Here is a 17200-nt window from a genome sequence, read left to right on the forward strand (position 1 = left end):
TGCAAGGGAAGGCAGGGCTCAGCAAAGGCGGGTGATTTATCGCCCCCTGTTGGCTCTTTTTTATTCGTTGAATAGATCGGCGTGGGTGCCGGCGCGGGCGAGTTGCAGTTCGCTGCCGTCGATCCTGTAGATCAATATCCAATCGGGTTCGATGTGGGCGTCCCGGAAGCCCTCCCAGTTGCCTCTTAGGGAATGGTCTTTGTAGCGCTGGGGCAACGCCTTTTCCTCGATAAGCAACATCAGCAGGGCGCGGAGCTTGGTTCAGCATGTCAAAGCCCTGGATCGTCGAAAAGCTCGTCGGCGCTATCGAACCGCTTGCCTTTCCCGGAGTCCAGTTCCCGCATGGCGTTCTGTGTGGTTTTGTTGGGCACGGTCACGGCAAAGGGCAGGCGCTCTTCATCCGCCACGCGCAGCATCAACAGCCGAATCGCGTCGGAAACGCTGAGGCCCATGCGTTCCAGCGCGGCAGTGGCGCGTTCCTTGGTTTCCGTGGATATCCGGGCCCGTACATAGGTGTCGGCACGCATTGCTGGATCTCCTGTGGGTGTGTAGTCCAATTGTGGTCACATTCGACCGAGTGGCAAAGTCAGAGTTCCAGGGCGTGTCCTAGCTCCTATTTAACATAACATACATTACACCCAATTATAGATGGCATCATGCCACCCGGTGATTCTTGTCTAGTTCTGCTAATGATTGTGAGAAGCGTTATCATTATTGACCGTTGGGCGATCCCCACCGATAATCCCTACCCCTCTCGATAAAGAACCATGACGCGCCGGTTTGGCTCTCTTGGTACGCCATGGGTTCTTCACCTTCTGGGGTTCAAAAATGACTGACAGCAACAGCGCGGCCCGGGGCAAAGCAAATCGACTACGCTGCCAATGGACCACGACGGCCCTGCTATGCGGCACGACACTGGCTATTGTCCCCGTGATCGGGAACGCCCGGGAGGCCGGTGGGAACGAGGATGAAACGGTATATCGGCTCGCCCCCATTATCGTCAACACACAGGCAATAGCGCCGGATGATGACGCCAATTCCATTGTCGCCCGGGAGCTATGGGTCGGGGGCAAGGTAGCAACCAGCATCCTCGACACTCCCGCCTCGGTGTCAGTCATCACGGAGAAAGAGATTGAGCAGCGCAACGCCAGTACCACCGAGGAAGTCCTTCAATATACGCCCGGGGTCATCACCGATTACTACGGTACTGACGACCGTAACGATTATTTCAAAATCCGGGGATTCCAGGCCACTACCTACCGCGACGGGATGACACTGGGGTCGATGCGCGGTGTGCGCGAGGAACCCTACGCCTACGAGCGCATTGAAGTGTTGCGTGGGGCCAACTCCACCCTGTTCGGTCCGGCGGATCCCGGAGGTTCGGTCAACTTCGTGAGCAAACGGCCGAAATTTTACCGCTTTGGCGAAGGTTACCTGGGTTATGGCTCCTTTAACCACAAAGAGGCCGGCATCGATGTGGGGGATGCCCTGGATGCTGGCGAGACACTGGCCTATCGCTTCACCGGCAAATTCCAGGATGCCGATCGTGAATACGATCATTCGAAGGACAACAATCAGTTCTTCATGGGAGCGCTGACCTGGGAGCCCACCGCCTTTACCTCGGCCACATTGATTCTGGATTATCTGAAGCGTGATAACACGCCCAATAGTGGCGGTTATCCGCTGGACCGGGAATACGATCGCAGCGACTTCTTTGGGGAGCCGGATTTCAACTATCACGATGTCGAGCGTACCAGCATGACCGGACAGCTCACCCATGACTTCAGTAATGGACTCACCTTGCGAGGGAATCTGCGCTACAGCGATCTGACCGACGACTTTGGTTATGTCTATCTGACGGATTCCGCCGCCCGAACAGATACGATAGTGGATCGGGATTATTTCGGCACCAACAGCAAAGTGCATGAACTGATCGGCAACGTTATCTTGCAATACGATGTCAGCTTCGATTACATCGACAGCAGCACCTTGCTGGGCGTCGAATATCGGGACGCTTCGACGGACGATAGCTCCTTCTATGGGGACGCGGAACAAATCGATATTGCAAATCCGGTTTATTCCGGGGCTCCGAGTGATCTGGATATCTACAGCGTCAACAAACAGGATTACACCACCCGGTCCGTCTTTCTGACACAGAATCTGTCTTTCCATGACCGATTCGTTATCACAGCCGGGGTTCGCAACGACTCGATGGATCTTTCCAGCGAGGGCTCATCCTATGGCACCGTGTTCGATGACAGCGACGACTTTTCGGAGACGTCGATACGTGGAGCCCTGACCTATAAAGTCAATGATGAGTTTTCGACTTACGTCAGCTATGTGGAATCGGTCGCCCCACCCTCCATCGGCGTCAAGCCGGAGCGTGGTGAGCAGCACGAGATTGGCGTGAAATATGCTCCCGCGGGTCTGAACGCCTTGTTCTCGGCAGCGGTTTACGAGCTGAACAAAGACGACGTCACCATTGCGGTGGTACAGGACAACGGCACCATCGAGCGCGAAACCATTGGCGAATCCCGTGTGCGCGGTCTTGATCTGGAAGCGAAAGTCGAACTCACCGATAACCTGAGTCTGACCGGGGGTTACTCCTACATAGAACCGGAGGTGATCCGTGGCACGCTTCGGGATGGTTCCTCACTGGAAGGAAACGACTTCGCTATTGCTCCGAACCATACCGCTACGCTCTGGGGGCACTATACTTTCCCGGATACCGGAATGAGCTTTGGCCTCGGTGCTCGTCACACCGGTTCCTATTACTTTGATGCGGCCAATACCTCCAGGAGCGATTCTGAGACGCTCTTCGACGCGTCTCTTGGCTACCAGTTCATTAACAACATCAGTGTCGCCGTCAATGTCCACAACCTGCTTGATGAGCAACATGTGGTTGGATCAGGCACAGCGAACTACTACAACCCGGGCCGCCAAATCGCGGCGAAAGTAAGCTATCGATGGTAATGTCGACAGGCCGCCCTCACGGGGGCGCTGTCTGGCGGGTTTGCTGCGGCTAGCGCTTTGCACCGCTTCAGGGGCACCCTGGCCATTGGGGATCGCTTTCGGTCGGATAATCTTTGCAATGGTGCATCATGTCGTGGAATCGTCAATCGGATTGGACGCCTGCCTTTCGGGCTGGCTTTGTCGGGCTGTTGTTGTTGTCGCTGTGGGAGTCGGCCCGGGCAAGGGAGCCGGTATCACTGGTGACGGTGACCCCGCGGCATCTGGAGGAACGCCTGCCGTTGACCGGTACGCTCACCGCTGACCGGGCCGCCCGCCTGTCCACTTCCGTGGCCGGGCTGGTTATCGCTTTGCAGGCGGATGTTGGTGATCAGGTTAAACAGGGGCAGGTACTGCTGGAGCTGGACGGTGAGTTGAATCGTCTGGCTCTGGCCGGCGCGTCGGCGGCGGCCGAGGAAGCCGAAGCGCGGCTGGCGGATGCCCGGCGCCGTTTTCAGGAGGCGAGCACACTGGTGGCCAGGCGCAGCATTGCCGCCAGTGAGGTGCGTGGCCTGGAGGCCGAGGTGGCGATGTCCCAGGCGGCACTTGCCAGCGCGCGCGCCGAGCAACGGCGTCAACATGCCCTCCTCGCCCGCCATGTTCTCAAAGCACCGTTCGATGGCGTCATCAGCGCCAAGCAAAGCGAGATCGGCGAATGGGTGACGCCGGGTACCGCGGTGCTCGAGTTGGTCAGTCCGCAACAGGTGCACGCGGACCTGGCAGTGCCACAGGAGTATTATCCGCGCGTATCCGGCGAAAGCCGGGTGGAACTGCGGCTGGGCGGTGACGCCGGTCCCGCCTACCCGGCCACCATTGCCGCCATCGTGCCGGTCAATGATCCAAATGCCCGCACCTTCCTGATCCGCGCCACCCTGACCAGCACGGCAGAGGGGGCGAGCCTGCCGCCGGTGACGCCGGGTATGTCGGTGCGCGCCAGCCTGTTTCTGAGCGCTGCCGAACCACGATTGGCGGTACCCAGGGATGCACTGGTGCGTTATCCGGATGGCCGCGTTTCGGTCTGGGTGGCTGAGGACGGCGCGGACGGTGCTCTGGTCGCCCGAGAACAGCGCCTGCGCGTCGGTGACGGGCTGGGCGACTGGGTAGCGGTGCAGGAAGGTCTGAGCGACGGTGATCGAGTGGTAGTGCGCGGCAATGAGAGCCTGCGCGACGGCCGGGAACTGGACGTACGGGACTGAGGCGGCGCTGTGTTCGAGAAAATCGTCCGTAATGGCACTTTGATGACGGTGGTGGTGTTGATCATCACTCTTCTCGGGGTGCTGGCCGCGTTGCGCATTCCGGTGCAAATGATTCCGGATCTGGAAGTGCGCACGGTCACCGTGCTGACCCAGTGGCCCGGCGCCACGCCGCAGGACGTGGAAAAGGAAATTCTGATTGAGCAGGAGGAATACCTGCGCAATGTGCCGAATCTACGGCGGCTGACGTCGATGGCCAGTACCGGTATCGCCGAGGTCGAGCTGGAATTTCCGTTTGGCGTCGACATTACCGAAATCCTGATTCGGGTGAACAACGCGCTCAGCCAGGTGCCCTCCTACCCGGACAACGTGGATCAGCCGATCATTCTGTCCAGTTCGTTTTCCGCCAACGCCTTTATGTACTTTCGGGTTTCACCATTGCCGGGCAATCCGAAGGATCTTGACCTGGATTTGATGCGGGATTTCATCGACGACAATGTCCGTACCCGCATGGAAAGCGTGGCTGGTGTCTCTCAGGTGGAACTGCGCGGCGGCGCTGAGCGGCAGATCCGGGTGCTGCTCGATCCGCAAAAGCTGGCTGAACGCGGCCTCACCGTCACCGAGGTGCGGGAGGCCATGCGTCAGCGCAACCGGGATGTGTCCGGCGGTGAAGTGGACAGCGGCAAGCGCCGTTATCTGCTGCGGACAGTTGGCCGTTTCGAGCAGGTGCCGGAGATGCTGGATCTGGTGCTGGCGCGGCGCGGTGATGGTGTGATCCGGCTGCGCGATGTGGCCACCGTGGAGCTGGACCACTTCCCTATTGACGTCATCAGTTCGGTCAACGGCGAGCCGGTGATTGGTCTGGCGGTGCGTCGCGAGACCGGCTCCAACGTTATCGATATCAAGTACGCCATGTTCGATCAGATGGCACTGATCAACCAGGAAGTGCTGGAGCCCGCCGGCCTGCGCATGGCGTTGATTTCGGACGATGCCCGCTATGTCGAGGCGTCGGTCGCCAACGTCTGGTTCAATCTGGCCCTCGGCGCGATTCTGGCCACGGTGGTGATGTTTCTGTTTTTGCGCTCGGTGCGGATTACCGCGGTCGGCGTCATCGGTATTCCGATTTGTACCATCGCCGCGTTTCTGGGGTTGCTGTTGGCCGGACGTACCATCAATGTGATTTCCCTGGCCGGCGTGGCGTTCGCCATTGGCATGACGCTGGATAACTCCATCGTCGTGCTGGAGAGCATCGAGATTGAGCGGCGGCGCGGGCTGGATCGTTTCCGGGCATCGGTGGCTGGTGTCCGCAAGGTGTGGCCGGCGGTATTGGCCTCGACACTGACCACGGTGTTGGTGTTTTTGCCGGTAGTGTTCATTCAGCAGGAGGCCGGGCAGCTGTATTCCGACATCGCCATCGCCGTCTCCGCGTCGATTCTGGTGTCCATGCTGGTGGCGATGACGGTCATTCCTACCCTGGCGGCGCGTCTGGATTTTGGCGCGGTGTTCGAGCATCAGGGACAGGACAGCCGTTGGCTGCGCATCCTGCACCGTTGTTCGGACGGGCTCAGTGCCAGCCGTCCGCGCCGGATCGGTGTGATCGGCGGCACCGTGCTGCTCGGTGGTTTGATTCTGGCGCTGCTCACGCCACCGGCGGAGTATCTGCCGGAGGGCGAGGAAGCCAAGGTATTCGCCAACATGAACGCGCCGCCAGGGTATAACCTCAATGCCATGGCGGAAATCGGCGAGGAAGTGCAGGCGATTTTCCTGCCGCTGGTGGGCGAAGACCCGGCTCGCTGGGAGGCCGGGGAGTTGCCGGCGCCGCCGATTCAGTATCTCAACTTTTACGTGGAGCCCACCGGCCTGTTTCTGATCGCCGAGCCGATGAGCCCGGCGCATATGGAACCGTTGATGGACGCCATTACCGACGTTTACCAGCGCTACCCGGGAATGCGCGCCTTCGCCTCACGGGGCTCGATCATTTCCAGCAATGACGGCGGCACACGCAGCGTCAACCTGGATATCTCCGGCAATGATCTGGCCATGCTCTATGAAGTGGCCCTGGCGGCGTACCGGCGTGCCGAAGAAGTACTCGAGCAGCCGCGCATTCAGTCGCAACCCTCCAGTTTGTCGCTGGCGCAACCGATGCTGGAGGTACGCCCGGACTGGGAACGGGCGGCGGAACTGGGGATGAGCGCCGAAAGCCTGGGCTACACCGTTGCCGCGCTCACCGATGGTGCTTTCATGGATGAATTTTTCCTCGGCGACGACAAGGTCGATATCTATGCATACAGCAATGCCGGCATCGATCCGGCCCTGGATGCACTGCCCTCGCTGCCGGTGCATACCCCGCTGGGAGTGACGGTACCGTTGTCCTCGCTGGCGACGCTGGTGGAAACCGTGGACACCAGCCTGGTACGCCGCATCAATGGACGGCGAACGGTGACCCTGAACATTATCCCGCCCCGTGATGTGCCGCTGGAAACCGGGGTTGCCCTGGTGCGTGAGCGGGTGATCGGCGATCTGCGCGACGAAGGCCGGATTCCGGCCGGAGTCACCGTGGACATTTCCGGCGCCAGCGATCAGATGGACGCCACCCGTGAAGCGCTGGCCGGTAACTACATCGTGGCGCTGGCGCTGATCTACTTGCTGCTGGTGGCAATCTTCACCCATTGGGGTTACCCCCTGCTGATCATGACCACGATTCCGGTAGGTATTGCCAGCGGCATTCTCGGTCTGGCGTTACTGAACGGGTTTGGCGCGCTGTTGCCGTTGATCGGGCTGGCACCGGTGCGGCAATCCTTCGATATGATCTCCATGCTCGGCTTCCTGATTCTTATGGGCACCGTGGTCAACAACCCGATCCTGATCGTGCACGAGGCGCTGACCAATCGCCGTCTCGGGCTCGACGCCACTGAAGCGATCAGCAACGCGGTGCGCTCGCGCCTGCGTCCGATCGCGATGACCACGATCACCACGGTATGCGGTCTGGCACCGCTGGTGCTGCTGCCCGGTGAAGGCACCGAGCTGTACCGTGGCGTCGGTGCCATTGTACTGTTCGGTTTGCTTGGCACCGCTTTGGTTACCGTTACTTTCCTGCCAGCGTTGACCGTTTCGGTACTGCGCTTGACTCGCCCCGCCGGGACCAATGCCTGATTGCCCCCATCCCGGCCCGAAAAGGCCGGGATTTCAACCTCCCGCCAGCTTCTATTGATGTATATCAAGGGTAGCTTTGGCGCCGCCTGATACCTTGCACACGCCTCAATCTGCAAGGACAACACCATGCAAGACGCCGCTGCGCCGCCGGCGTACCACTACCATGTGGTTCGCCAATTCACTGTCATGACCGTGGTTTGGGGGGTCGTGGGCATGTTCGTGGGGGTTTGGATCGCCGCGCAACTGGCCTGGCCTGCCTTGAACTTTGATTTGCCCTGGCTGAGTTTCGGCCGCCTTCGCCCGTTGCACACCAACGCCGTGATCTTCGCTTTCGGCGGCTGTGCTCTGATCGGCACCTCCTTGTATGTGGTGCAGCGCACCTGCCAAACCTCGCTGGCATTGCCCCGACTGGCGTCCTTCGTGTTCTGGGGCTACCAGGCGGTCATCGTGCTGGCCGCGGTGAGTCTGCCTCTGGGATTCACCAGTGCCAAGGAATACGCGGAACTGGAGTGGCCCATCGATATTCTGCTGGCGCTGGTCTGGGTGGCCTACGCGGTGGTCTTTTTCGGTACCATCGCGAAACGGCGTACCGGGCACATTTACGTGGCCAACTGGTTCTATGGCGGCTTCATTCTGGCGGTGGCGCTGTTGCATATCGTTAACAGCGCCGCCGTGCCGATTTCCCTGACCAAGTCCTATTCGGCCTACGCCGGTGCCATCGATGCCATGGTGCAGTGGTGGTACGGCCACAACGCCGTGGGCTTTTTCCTCACCGCCGGCTTCCTCGGCATGATGTATTACTACGTGCCGATTCAGGCTGAACGTCCGGTCTATTCCTATCGTTTGTCCATCGTTCACTTCTGGGCGCTGATCGCGGTGTATATGTGGGCCGGGCCGCACCATCTGCACTATTCCTCCCTGCCGGATTGGGCCCAGTCCGTGGGCATGGTGTTCTCCATTGTCCTGCTGGCGCCCAGCTGGGGCGGCATGATCAACGGTGTCATGACGCTGTCCGGCGCCTGGCACAAGCTGCGTGACGATCCGATTATCCGCTTCCTGATCGTCGCCCTCTCCTTCTACGGCATGAGCACCTTCGAAGGGCCGCTGATGTCGATCAAAACGGTCAACGCGCTCAGCCACAATACCGACTGGACCATTGGTCACGTGCACGCCGGCGCCCTGGGCTGGGTGGCGATGATCTCCATCGGCGCGCTTTATGTCATGACGCCGCGTCTGTTTGGCCGCCAGCGCATGTATTCGGTGAGCTGGATCAACGTGCACTTCTGGCTTTCCACCATTGGCACGGTGCTTTACATCGCCGCCATGTGGGTGTCCGGGATCATGCAGGGTCTGATGTGGCGGGCGGTCAACGACGACGGCACCCTCACCTACAACTTCGTTCAGGAACTGGTGGAACGGCAGCCCTTCTACATCGTGCGCCTGCTTGGCGGCGTGGTGTTCCTGGTCGGCATGTTGCTGATGGCACTCAATGTCTATCTCACCATTCGCGGCACCCGTGATGACGCCGGTGAAGACAATCGTCTGGCCCTTGCCTACTAGGAGATCAACGATGGCAAACCGACACGCCGTAATCGAAAAGAACGTGGGCCTGCTGATCGTGCTGATTCTGGTGGCGGTGAGTTTTGGCGGGCTGGCCGAGATCGTGCCGCTGTTCTGGCAGAAATCCACCACCGAGCCGATGTCCACTTTGCGGCCCTACGATGCCTTGGAAATGGCCGGCCGCGACATCTATATCCGGGAAGGCTGCCATGTATGCCACACCCAGATGGTGCGGCCGCTGCGCGCGGAAACCGAGCGGTTCGGGCCGTACAGCGTGGCCGGAGAAGATGTTTGGGAGCATCCATTCCTGTGGGGGTCCAAGCGTACCGGTCCGGATCTGGCACGGGTGGGGCTGCGCCCGATCACCGAGCAATGGCATCGCGAGCACCTGCGTGATCCGCGCGCGGTGGTGCCTGAGTCCAATATGCCGGCCTACCCCTGGCTGCAAAACACGCCGGTGGATTGGAAGCACATGGAACGCACGCTGAGTGTGTTCAAGGACATTTTCGGCGTGCCCTACAGCGAGCAGGACGTGGCCGAGCAGATGGAAAAGGTAAACGGTGAATGGGCCGATGCCAGCGAGGAAGACGCGCTGGTGGCCTACCTGCTCTCCCTTGGGCAGGCCCGTAAGGAGGTCCGCGAATGACCTATCACAGCGTTCTGACCGTACTGTTTTTCCTGGCGTTCCTCGCGCTGGTGGCCTGGGTCTACCGGCCCGGCCGCAAACAGCAATATCAGGAACTGGCGCAACTGCCGGTACGTGATGATCAACAGGCCCGGGCCGGGAGCGACGGGGAGCAAGGCCATGAGTGATTTCTGGAGCGGTTACATCATTTTTATCGTGGTACTGAATCTGGTGGGGTGCGCGGTGCTCTTGTTCGCCAACTCCCGCCTGTCCGCCGAGGAGGCGCGCCAGGACACCACCGGTCACAAGTTCGACGGCATCGAGGAGCGAAACCAGCCGCTACCCCGCTGGTGGCTGTTTCTGTTCATCGGCACTTTGGTTTTCGCCGCGGGCTATCTGGTGCTCTACCCCGGCCTGGGCCGGTTCGGCGGCCTGCTGAACTGGACCAGTGTCACTCAGTGGGAACAGGAAGTGGCGCTGATGGAAAAAAGCAGCGAGCCGTTGTTCAAGGAATTCGCCAAGGTGCCGGTGGATGAGCTGGCCCACTACCCTGAAACCCGTGACGTTGGCGGCCGGCTGTTCGCGCAGAACTGCGCCATCTGCCACGGCTCCGATGCGCGCGGCGCGCGCGGCTATCCCAACCTCACCGATGGTGACTGGCTCTACGGTGGTTCGCCCGACGCCATCGTGCAGACCATTACCAGCGGACGCCGCGGCACCATGACGCCGATGGCGGCGGCCATTGGCAACACCGACGAAGCGGTGCGGGACATGGCCATGTATGTGCAAACCCTCAGCCGGCCCGACCTCAAGGACAAGCCCGAGTATCGTGACGCGGCCGAGCGAGCCGAGCCTCGATTCCAGGTGTGCGAGGCCTGTCATGGCGCCGACGCCACGGGCAACCAGATGATTGGCGCCCCCAACCTTACCGATGGTATCTGGCTCTATGGGGCCCGTCTGGAGGACATCGAGAGCACCATCCGGGAAGGCCGTCAGGGGCATATGCCCGCCCACGAAGGGGTTTTGACGCCGGAACGCATCCACGTGCTGGCCGCCTACGTCTACAGCCTCTCCATGGAGACCGAGGAGTAGTCAGAATGTCGAAAACGGAGCGCATCCCGGTTCATTCCGAAGACATCGGCGACGGTCGCTCGGTGGCGTTGTACGCCAAACGCGAACGGATTCAGGCCAAGCATGTGTCCGGCCATTACCAGCGCCTGCGCGACCTCGGGCTGAGTATGACCATGGGGCTGTATCTGATACTGCCCTGGGTGCAGTGGCAGGGGCGGCAGGCGGTGCTGTTCGACCTGCCCCATCGCAGTTTCCACATCTTCGGTATCACCTTCTGGCCGCAGGATTTCCTGTTCCTCGCCTGGGCGTTGATGCTGGCCGCGTTCGCTCTGTTCTTCTTTACCGTTCTGGCCGGGCGGGTCTACTGCGGTTATGTCTGTCCGCAGACCACCTGGACCCGTTTCTTCATGGGGATCGAGCGGATATTCGAGGGCGACCGGCATCAGCGTATGAAGCTCGACAAGGCGCCGTGGTCATTCAATAAACTCTGGCGCCGCACCGGCAAGCACCTGTGCTGGTTGCTGCTGGGGCTGATTACCGGCCTGACCTTTGTCGGTTACTTCACGCCGATACGTGAATTGGTGCCGGCTTTCCTCACCGCTCAGGTGGGCGGCTGGGCGCTGTTCTGGATTGGCTTCTTCACCATCGCCACCTACGGCAACGCCGGATTCCTGCGTGAGCAGGTATGCCTCTATATGTGCCCCTACGCCCGTTTCCAAAGCGTGATGTTTGATCGTGACACGCTTATCGTGTCCTACGACACCGCCCGGGGCGAACCCCGTGGCCGTGGCTCCCGCAAAAAGCAGGCCGCCCCCCTGGCCGGTGATTGCGTGGACTGCAGCCTGTGCGTGCAGGTCTGCCCCACCGGTATCGATATTCGCGATGGCCTGCAGTACGAATGCATCACCTGCGCTGCCTGTATCGACGCCTGCGATCAGGTGATGGATCGCGTCAACAAACCTCGCGGACTGATTCGTTACACCACTGAAAACGCTCTTGCCGGCGGCCGTCATCAAGTACTGAGGCCACGACTGATCGGTTATGGTGTGGTGATTTCCCTGTTGTCGCTGGCGTTTGTCTGGGCGTTGTATAGCCGGGTGCCGCTGCAGGTGGATGTATTGCGTGACCGTAACCAACTCTACCGCCTCACCAGCCTGGGCGAGGTGGAAAACAGCTACCGCCTGGAACTGCTGAACAAGGACCAGCACAGCCACCGCTATCGCGTCTCTCTGGAGGCGCCGGAAGGTCTGGAACTGGTCCATGGCGAAATGACCGTGACGCTGGAGGGCGGACAACACCGAAGCCTGCCCGTCACCGTCAGCTACGATCCCTATGTCACCGATCTGGACAGCCGGACCATCTGGTTCCGGGTGCGGGATCTGGATGTGCCTGATCTGGAGGTGCGCCATGAATCACGCTTCATCGCTCCATGATGTCCCCCTGCCCTGGTATCGCTACCCGTTGGTGTGGCTGGTTATTCTGATCCCGCTGTCCTCGGTGGTGGGGGGCATGGTCACCCTGACTCTGGCGATACGTCATGCCGACGCCACCGTGGCGGACGACTGGTATCAACAAGGCAAGGCCATCAACCGTTCCATGGCCGATCTGGATCAGGCCCGCCGGCTGGGTCTGGAACCGCGATTGTACGCCGGTGAACCGGCCCGTCTGCAACTGACCAGCAAAGTGCCCATGCCCTGGCCCGAACGGTTGCAAGTGGCGTTCCGTCATCCGACCTTCGCGGAGCGCGATTTTGCCATGATATTCCATCATCAGGGGGGAGGCCGTTATCGGGCCGACAGCGGCGTTCTGGCGGCGAACGATCACTGGGTGGTGACGGTGACGCCGGAACAGGGGCATTGGCGATTGCGTCAGCGGCTGCAGCCTCTGCGGGACGCGCCATGAGCACGGCCTGCTGGCACTGCGGTGAAGGCGTTGGTGTCTCGCCTTTCGTCGCCCGTACCCCGGATGGCGAAAAGCCCACCTGCTGTCCCGGTTGTGCCGCCGCGGTGGAAATGATTCATCGTCTAGGGCTGGAAGACTATTACGCTATCCGCAGCAAGAACGCGCCCTTGGTGGCCGGCGAGGAATCGGAGCGCACCCTGGCGCTGTTCGATATGCCGCAATTGCTGGCCGCCCACATCCAGGAACAGGATGATCGGCGCCGCCTGCGGCTGCGGGTCTCCGGGCTCACCTGCGCGGCTTGCTGCTGGTTGATTGAAAAGGTGGTGATGGGGCTCCCCGGGGCCCGTTCGGTTCAGGTCAATCTGGCCAGCATGCAATTGACCCTGGACTATGACGCCGCCGAACCCCGGTTCCCCAGCGCCGCCGTGCGGCGCATTCTGGAGTTGGGCTACCGGGTCGCCTTGCCGGGTGATCCCTCCTGGGAGGGCCATCTGCAGAGAGAACGGCGGTGCTTGCTGGGGCGGCTGGCATTGGCCGGCCTCGGGGCGATGCAGGCCATGATGTATTCCGCGGCCCTTTATATCGGTGTGTTTGAAGGCACGGACCGTATTTACCAGGATCTGTTCCGGCTGGCCGGCCTGCTGGTGGCCACCCCGGTAGTGTTCTACTCCGGCTGGCCCTTTTTCCAGGGCGCCTGGCGCGGCCTCAAAGCGCGCCGCCCGACCATGGATGTGCCAGTGGCCCTGGCGCTGTTGTTGGCCTGGGGCGGTTCGTTGGTGGTGATGGCCAGCGGTGGTGAGCATGTTTACTTCGATTCCGCCGCCATGTTCGTGTTCTTCCTGCTGCTCAGCCGCTGGCTGGAACTGCATCAGCGTCAGCGCATCCAGCGTTCCTGGCAGCAGTTGCAGGACACTCTGCCCTTGGTGGTCCGGCGGCTGGATGGCACCGGTAGTGGAGACTGGGTGGCCACCGCCCAGCTGTGCGCCGGCGATACCGTACGTGCCAGTCAGGGGGAAACCGTGCCGGTGGACGGGATTATTCGCGACGGCGAGGCCCGCCTTAACGAAGCGGCCCTGACCGGCGAATCCCTGCCACGCACCCGCGCCATTGGTGATTCGGTGCAAGCCGGGGGGCGAATTCTGGAAGGCAGTGTCGATATCGAAGCCACCAGCGCCGCCGACAGCAGCCTGGTGGCGCGCATTGGTGAACAAGTGGCGCGCGCACAGGAAGAGCGGGTAACCGTGGTACGCGACTGGCAGAGAGTGGCGCCCTGGTTCACCGTCGCGGTACTGGTATTGTCGGCAATCACCCTGATTTTGCATTGGCACCGCGGGCCGGCCCAGGCGTTCGAGCATATGCTGGCCTTGCTGGTGGTGACCTGCCCATGCGCCCTGGCTCTGGCCGTGCCGTTAACGCTTTCCGCCACGCTGGCCCGGGGACTGAAGCTGGGCTTGCTGATTGCTTCCCCCTCTCAGTTTTTATCCTTGCCGGGTATTCGCGGTGTCCTGCTTGATAAAACCGGCACGCTGACCACCGGCCGGTTCCAACGGGTGGAGTGGCGAGAACCGCAATGGCTCACCTCCCTGCCCCGAATCGCGGCCGGGTTGGAGCGGGATCACCCGCACCCGCTGGCGCGCGCTTTTGATGATCTGTCACCGGTGCCGATCGAGGATTTGCGTTTGAGCACTTCCGGAGCCAGCGGCCGTTTCCAGGGCCATCAGTGGGCCATTGGCGGGGCGCCGGAGCTGAGTCGTGGCAGCGAGACTTGTCTGGCCCTCACTCGTGATGGTCGGACGCAGGCGCTGTTCTGGTTGCGGGATCAACCGCGCGAGGAAGCTCCGATGGTACTTGATGAACTGCGTCGGCGGGGCTGGCGGCTGCGCATGGCCAGCGGTGATGCCGTCGAGCCAGTGGCCACGCTGGCTGATGAACTGGGTATTGGCGAAGCCCGCTCGAGATTGACACCTCATGACAAAGCGGCCTGGTTACAGAAACTGGAGCAGCAGGAAGGGCCGCAAATGATGGTGGGGGATGGCATTAACGACGCTCCGGCGTTGTTACGGGCCACGGTATCGGTGGCACCGGCGGCGGCTTCCAGTCTGGCCCGTCGCGCCGCCGGGGTCTATTTGCTCAACGAAGGCCTGCAGGGCGTGGCTGATCTGCCCCGGCTGGCGGATCGCTGCCGGGCGCTGATCCACCAGAACCTGAGCTGGGCTCTCGGCTACAACCTGGTGGCGATTCCTCTGGCCATGGCCGGCTGGATTCCGCCCTGGGCCGCGGCTCTGGGAATGTCCGCTTCGTCACTTCTGGTGACGCTCAACGCCAACAGGATAACCACATGGAAAGCCTGCTCTTGTTGATTCCAGTGGCCTTGCTGTTCCTCGCCGTAGCGGTGTGGGCGCTGTTCAAGGCCTTACGCCAGGGCCAGTTCGAGGATCTGGACCATGCCGCCTGGACGGTGATCTTCGAGGATCGCGAACAGCGCCGCAACGCTGGCAAGGAGGCGGATCATGATCGTTGACCCGCTTACCGTGGCGTTGACCGGTGCTCTCGCTCTCGGCGTCGGCGGAGCCCTCCACTGCGCCGGAATGTGCGGCGGCATCGCCGCCGCCCTGAGTTTCTCGATTCCCGAAGAACGGCGGTGTGGCAGCAGGCTGATCGCCTGGCAGGGACTGTTTGGCAGCGGTCGTCTGTTGACCTACGCGGGTCTGGGGGCGCTGGCCGGAGGTCTTGGCGGTCAATTGAGCAGAAGCTCGGCCGCCGGCGGCTGGCACTGGCCGGCATTGCTGTCGGCGCTGCTGATGGTGTTGCTGACCGCGCATTTCCTGGGGCGCAGCGCGCCAATCCGGGCTCTCGAACGTCTCGGCGCCAGGTTGTGGCGCCGGCTGTCCCCGCTGACCCGCCGCCTGATGCCGGTGGATCATCCGGTCAAGGCGCTGGCGCTGGGGGGGCTGTGGGGCTTCCTGCCATGCGGACTGCTGTATTCCGCCCTGGTGCTGGCCGCTGGCACCGGCGAATGGGGCGATGGCGCTCTGGTCATGGGCATGTTCGGCGCCACTACCCTGCTGCCGGTGGGGGCCGCCGGAGTATTTGGCGGGCAACTGTCGCGGTTGCGGCGGGGGGGCGGCGGCGATGACACTGGTGTTGGCGCTGGTATTTCTTCAACACGGACTGCCCGGAGACGTCCATGTCCATCACCACCCTTGATCTGCATCAAGGTCAACGATGCCAATAGTGGCATGATGCCGCCATTCCCCTTTGGAGCGCTGACATGACGCAATGGAATCCGGATCTGATCCGCCGATTCGGAGGTCCTGGGCCTCGCTACACTTCCTACCCACCGGCCACCCAGTTCCACGAGGAAGTCGGCGAGGAGGACTATCGGCGGGCCGTTGCTCGCGGCAATCAGGCCCGTCGGCCACTGTCGCTGTACTGCCACATCCCATTCTGCGCCACGGTGTGTTACTACTGTGCCTGTAACCGCATCATCACCGGCAACCGGGCCAAGGCCGAGGATTATCTGACCTTCCTGAAGCAGGAAATCAAAGACAAGGCGGCGCTGGTGGACCCGCAGCGGCCCGTGGTGCAGATGCACTGGGGCGGCGGCACCCCCACTTACCTCAGTGACGCGCAGATGACCGAGCTGGTCTATGACCTGGCCCGTCATTTCAACCTGCTCGAAGAGGACCGTGGCGAATACGCCATTGAAGTCGACCCGCGCACGGTGGATCGGGCCCGCCTCGGATTGCTGCGCGGACTGGGCTTCAACCGTCTCAGTATTGGTATTCAGGATCTCGATCCGGTGGTGCAGAAGGCGGTGAATCGGGAACAATCCCTGGAACTGATCACCAAGGTATTCGACGCGGCCCGGGACTTTGGTTTCCAATCCATCAATGCCGACATGATTTACGGTCTGCCCTGGCAGTCTTCTTCCAGTCTGGCCCGTTCCCTGGAACAATTGCTGGCGTTACGCCCGGAGCGCATCTCCCTTTACAACTACGCCCACATGCCGGCGCGGTTCAAGGTGCAGCGCCAGATCCAGGAAAGCGCTCTGCCGAGCCCGGAGGAGAAACTCGCCATGCTGAAACTGGCCGGCGAGACCCTGGAGGAAGCCGGCTATGTGTTGATCGGCATGGACCATTTTGCCTTGCCGGACGATCCCATGGCGGTGGCGCAAGTCAACGGCACTCTGCACCGTAATTTTCAGGGTTACTCACTGCATGGTGATGCGGACCTGCTAGGCATGGGCGTCAGTGCCATCAGCGCTTTCGACGATTTCTACGCGCAAAATCAGAAGATCCTGGGCGCTTGGCAGGAGGCCGTGCAAGAGGGCCGCATGCCGATCGAACGCGGTTTCCTGCTCGACTGGGACGATCGCCTGCGCCGTGACGTGATCATGGGGCTGCTGTGCGATCTGCGGCTGGATCTGGTCGCTTTCCGGCAGCGTTGGGAGGTGGATTTCGCCGATTATTTCAGGGATCAACTGGACGCACTGGAGCAATTCGAAAAATTGGGGCTGATCGATATGAACGGCCCCGTGCTGTTGGTCACCGATGCCGGGCGCCTGGTGGTGCGCGCTCTGGCGATGTTGTTCGACCGCTATGCCGGCACCCCCAACCCACAGCGATTCAGTCGCATTATTTAGCTCGCCGTTACCGATCCGGGAGACCATAATGTCTCAAGCCGT

At 61.4% G+C, this 17200-nt stretch carries 15 protein-coding genes; 13 read left to right on the forward strand and 2 right to left on the reverse strand.

Annotated elements, in window-relative coordinates; genetic code table 11:
* Window positions 1-60: 60 nt before the first annotated feature.
* Both A6D6_RS08210 and A6D6_RS08215 read right to left on the reverse strand, forming a co-directional pair.
* Entirely contained in the window at window positions 61-246 is a 186-nt protein-coding gene (locus tag A6D6_RS08210; protein ID WP_255461649.1) for a type II toxin-antitoxin system YafQ family toxin, read from the reverse strand.
* 23 nt (window positions 247-269) lie between these two features.
* On the reverse strand, window positions 270-527 hold the full coding sequence (locus A6D6_RS08215) for a type II toxin-antitoxin system RelB/DinJ family antitoxin (protein ID WP_159660453.1): 258 nt from the start codon (window positions 525-527) through the stop codon (window positions 270-272).
* Between the two features lie 301 nt (window positions 528-828).
* Here A6D6_RS08215 and A6D6_RS08220 point away from each other — a divergent pair, with 301 nt between their 5' ends.
* The 13 genes from A6D6_RS08220 to hemN all read left to right on the forward strand — a co-directional run bounded on the left by A6D6_RS08220 (window position 829) and on the right by hemN (window position 17158).
* Complete coding sequence (locus A6D6_RS08220) at window positions 829-2973, forward strand: TonB-dependent siderophore receptor (RefSeq protein WP_159660454.1); 2145 nt, start codon at window positions 829-831, stop codon at window positions 2971-2973.
* Window positions 2974-3101: 128 nt separating this feature from the next.
* On the forward strand, window positions 3102-4205 hold the full coding sequence (locus A6D6_RS08225) for an efflux RND transporter periplasmic adaptor subunit (protein ID WP_133490859.1): 1104 nt from the start codon (window positions 3102-3104) through the stop codon (window positions 4203-4205).
* A 9-nt stretch (window positions 4206-4214) separates the two neighbouring features.
* Window positions 4215-7355, forward strand: coding sequence for an efflux RND transporter permease subunit (locus A6D6_RS08230; protein WP_159660455.1), 3141 nt, complete (start codon window positions 4215-4217; stop codon window positions 7353-7355).
* Between the two features lie 126 nt (window positions 7356-7481).
* Window positions 7482-8915: a cytochrome-c oxidase, cbb3-type subunit I gene (gene ccoN, locus A6D6_RS08235; protein WP_133490857.1), complete on the forward strand. Its 1434-nt coding sequence runs from the start codon at window positions 7482-7484 to the stop codon at window positions 8913-8915.
* 10 nt (window positions 8916-8925) lie between these two features.
* Window positions 8926-9561 (forward strand): cytochrome-c oxidase, cbb3-type subunit II, encoded by a 636-nt coding sequence (ccoO, locus tag A6D6_RS08240; protein WP_133490856.1) that lies wholly within the window; start codon window positions 8926-8928, stop codon window positions 9559-9561.
* The gene (locus tag A6D6_RS08245; RefSeq protein WP_133490855.1) at window positions 9558-9728 is read left to right on the forward strand and encodes a cbb3-type cytochrome oxidase subunit 3; all 171 of its coding nucleotides are present in this window, start codon (window positions 9558-9560) and stop codon (window positions 9726-9728) included. Before ccoO ends, A6D6_RS08245 begins: the two co-directional genes overlap by 4 nt.
* Entirely contained in the window at window positions 9721-10632 is a 912-nt protein-coding gene (gene ccoP / locus A6D6_RS08250) for a cytochrome-c oxidase, cbb3-type subunit III (RefSeq protein ID WP_159660456.1), read from the forward strand. Before A6D6_RS08245 ends, ccoP begins: the two co-directional genes overlap by 8 nt.
* 5 nt (window positions 10633-10637) lie before the next feature.
* Window positions 10638-12044, forward strand: a complete 1407-nt coding sequence (ccoG, locus tag A6D6_RS08255) for a cytochrome c oxidase accessory protein CcoG (RefSeq protein WP_133490853.1) — start codon at window positions 10638-10640, stop codon at window positions 12042-12044.
* The gene (locus A6D6_RS08260; RefSeq protein WP_159660457.1) at window positions 12019-12513 is read left to right on the forward strand and encodes a FixH family protein; all 495 of its coding nucleotides are present in this window, start codon (window positions 12019-12021) and stop codon (window positions 12511-12513) included. Before ccoG ends, A6D6_RS08260 begins: the two co-directional genes overlap by 26 nt.
* Window positions 12510-14873: a heavy metal translocating P-type ATPase gene (locus A6D6_RS08265; protein WP_159660458.1), complete on the forward strand. Its 2364-nt coding sequence runs from the start codon at window positions 12510-12512 to the stop codon at window positions 14871-14873. Before A6D6_RS08260 ends, A6D6_RS08265 begins: the two co-directional genes overlap by 4 nt.
* On the forward strand, window positions 14852-15034 hold the full coding sequence (ccoS, locus tag A6D6_RS08270; RefSeq protein ID WP_159660459.1) for a cbb3-type cytochrome oxidase assembly protein CcoS: 183 nt from the start codon (window positions 14852-14854) through the stop codon (window positions 15032-15034). The genes A6D6_RS08265 and ccoS overlap by 22 nt, the downstream gene beginning before the upstream one ends.
* Window positions 15024-15788 (forward strand): sulfite exporter TauE/SafE family protein, encoded by a 765-nt coding sequence (locus A6D6_RS08275; protein ID WP_236564036.1) that lies wholly within the window; start codon window positions 15024-15026, stop codon window positions 15786-15788. The genes ccoS and A6D6_RS08275 overlap by 11 nt, the downstream gene beginning before the upstream one ends.
* Window positions 15785-17158 (forward strand): oxygen-independent coproporphyrinogen III oxidase, encoded by a 1374-nt coding sequence (gene hemN, locus A6D6_RS08280; RefSeq protein ID WP_133490848.1) that lies wholly within the window; start codon window positions 15785-15787, stop codon window positions 17156-17158. The genes A6D6_RS08275 and hemN overlap by 4 nt, the downstream gene beginning before the upstream one ends.
* Window positions 17159-17200 lie beyond the last annotated feature (42 nt).

Origin of the sequence: Alcanivorax xiamenensis (assembly GCF_009846745.1) — a bacterium.
Classification (GTDB): Bacteria; Pseudomonadota; Gammaproteobacteria; order Pseudomonadales; family Alcanivoracaceae; genus Alloalcanivorax; species Alloalcanivorax xiamenensis.

What these genes read in the sequence shown, in the direction of transcription:
- A6D6_RS08215 (WP_159660453.1), bottom strand. Translation starts at nt 527, where the DNA reads ATGCGTGCCGACACCTATGTACGGGCCCGGATATCCACGGAAACCAAG.
- A6D6_RS08220 (WP_159660454.1), top strand. Translation starts at nt 829, where the DNA reads ATGACTGACAGCAACAGCGCGGCCCGGGGCAAAGCAAATCGACTACGC.
- A6D6_RS08225 (WP_133490859.1), top strand. Translation starts at nt 3,102, where the DNA reads ATGTCGTGGAATCGTCAATCGGATTGGACGCCTGCCTTTCGGGCTGGC.
- ccoN (WP_133490857.1), top strand. Translation starts at nt 7,482, where the DNA reads ATGCAAGACGCCGCTGCGCCGCCGGCGTACCACTACCATGTGGTTCGC.
- ccoO (WP_133490856.1), top strand. Translation starts at nt 8,926, where the DNA reads ATGGCAAACCGACACGCCGTAATCGAAAAGAACGTGGGCCTGCTGATC.
- A6D6_RS08245 (WP_133490855.1), top strand. Translation starts at nt 9,558, where the DNA reads ATGACCTATCACAGCGTTCTGACCGTACTGTTTTTCCTGGCGTTCCTC.
- ccoP (WP_159660456.1), top strand. Translation starts at nt 9,721, where the DNA reads ATGAGTGATTTCTGGAGCGGTTACATCATTTTTATCGTGGTACTGAAT.
- ccoG (WP_133490853.1), top strand. Translation starts at nt 10,638, where the DNA reads ATGTCGAAAACGGAGCGCATCCCGGTTCATTCCGAAGACATCGGCGAC.
- A6D6_RS08260 (WP_159660457.1), top strand. Translation starts at nt 12,019, where the DNA reads ATGAATCACGCTTCATCGCTCCATGATGTCCCCCTGCCCTGGTATCGC.
- A6D6_RS08265 (WP_159660458.1), top strand. Translation starts at nt 12,510, where the DNA reads ATGAGCACGGCCTGCTGGCACTGCGGTGAAGGCGTTGGTGTCTCGCCT.
- ccoS (WP_159660459.1), top strand. Translation starts at nt 14,852, where the DNA reads ATGGAAAGCCTGCTCTTGTTGATTCCAGTGGCCTTGCTGTTCCTCGCC.
- A6D6_RS08275 (WP_236564036.1), top strand. Translation starts at nt 15,024, where the DNA reads ATGATCGTTGACCCGCTTACCGTGGCGTTGACCGGTGCTCTCGCTCTC.
- hemN (WP_133490848.1), top strand. Translation starts at nt 15,785, where the DNA reads ATGACGCAATGGAATCCGGATCTGATCCGCCGATTCGGAGGTCCTGGG.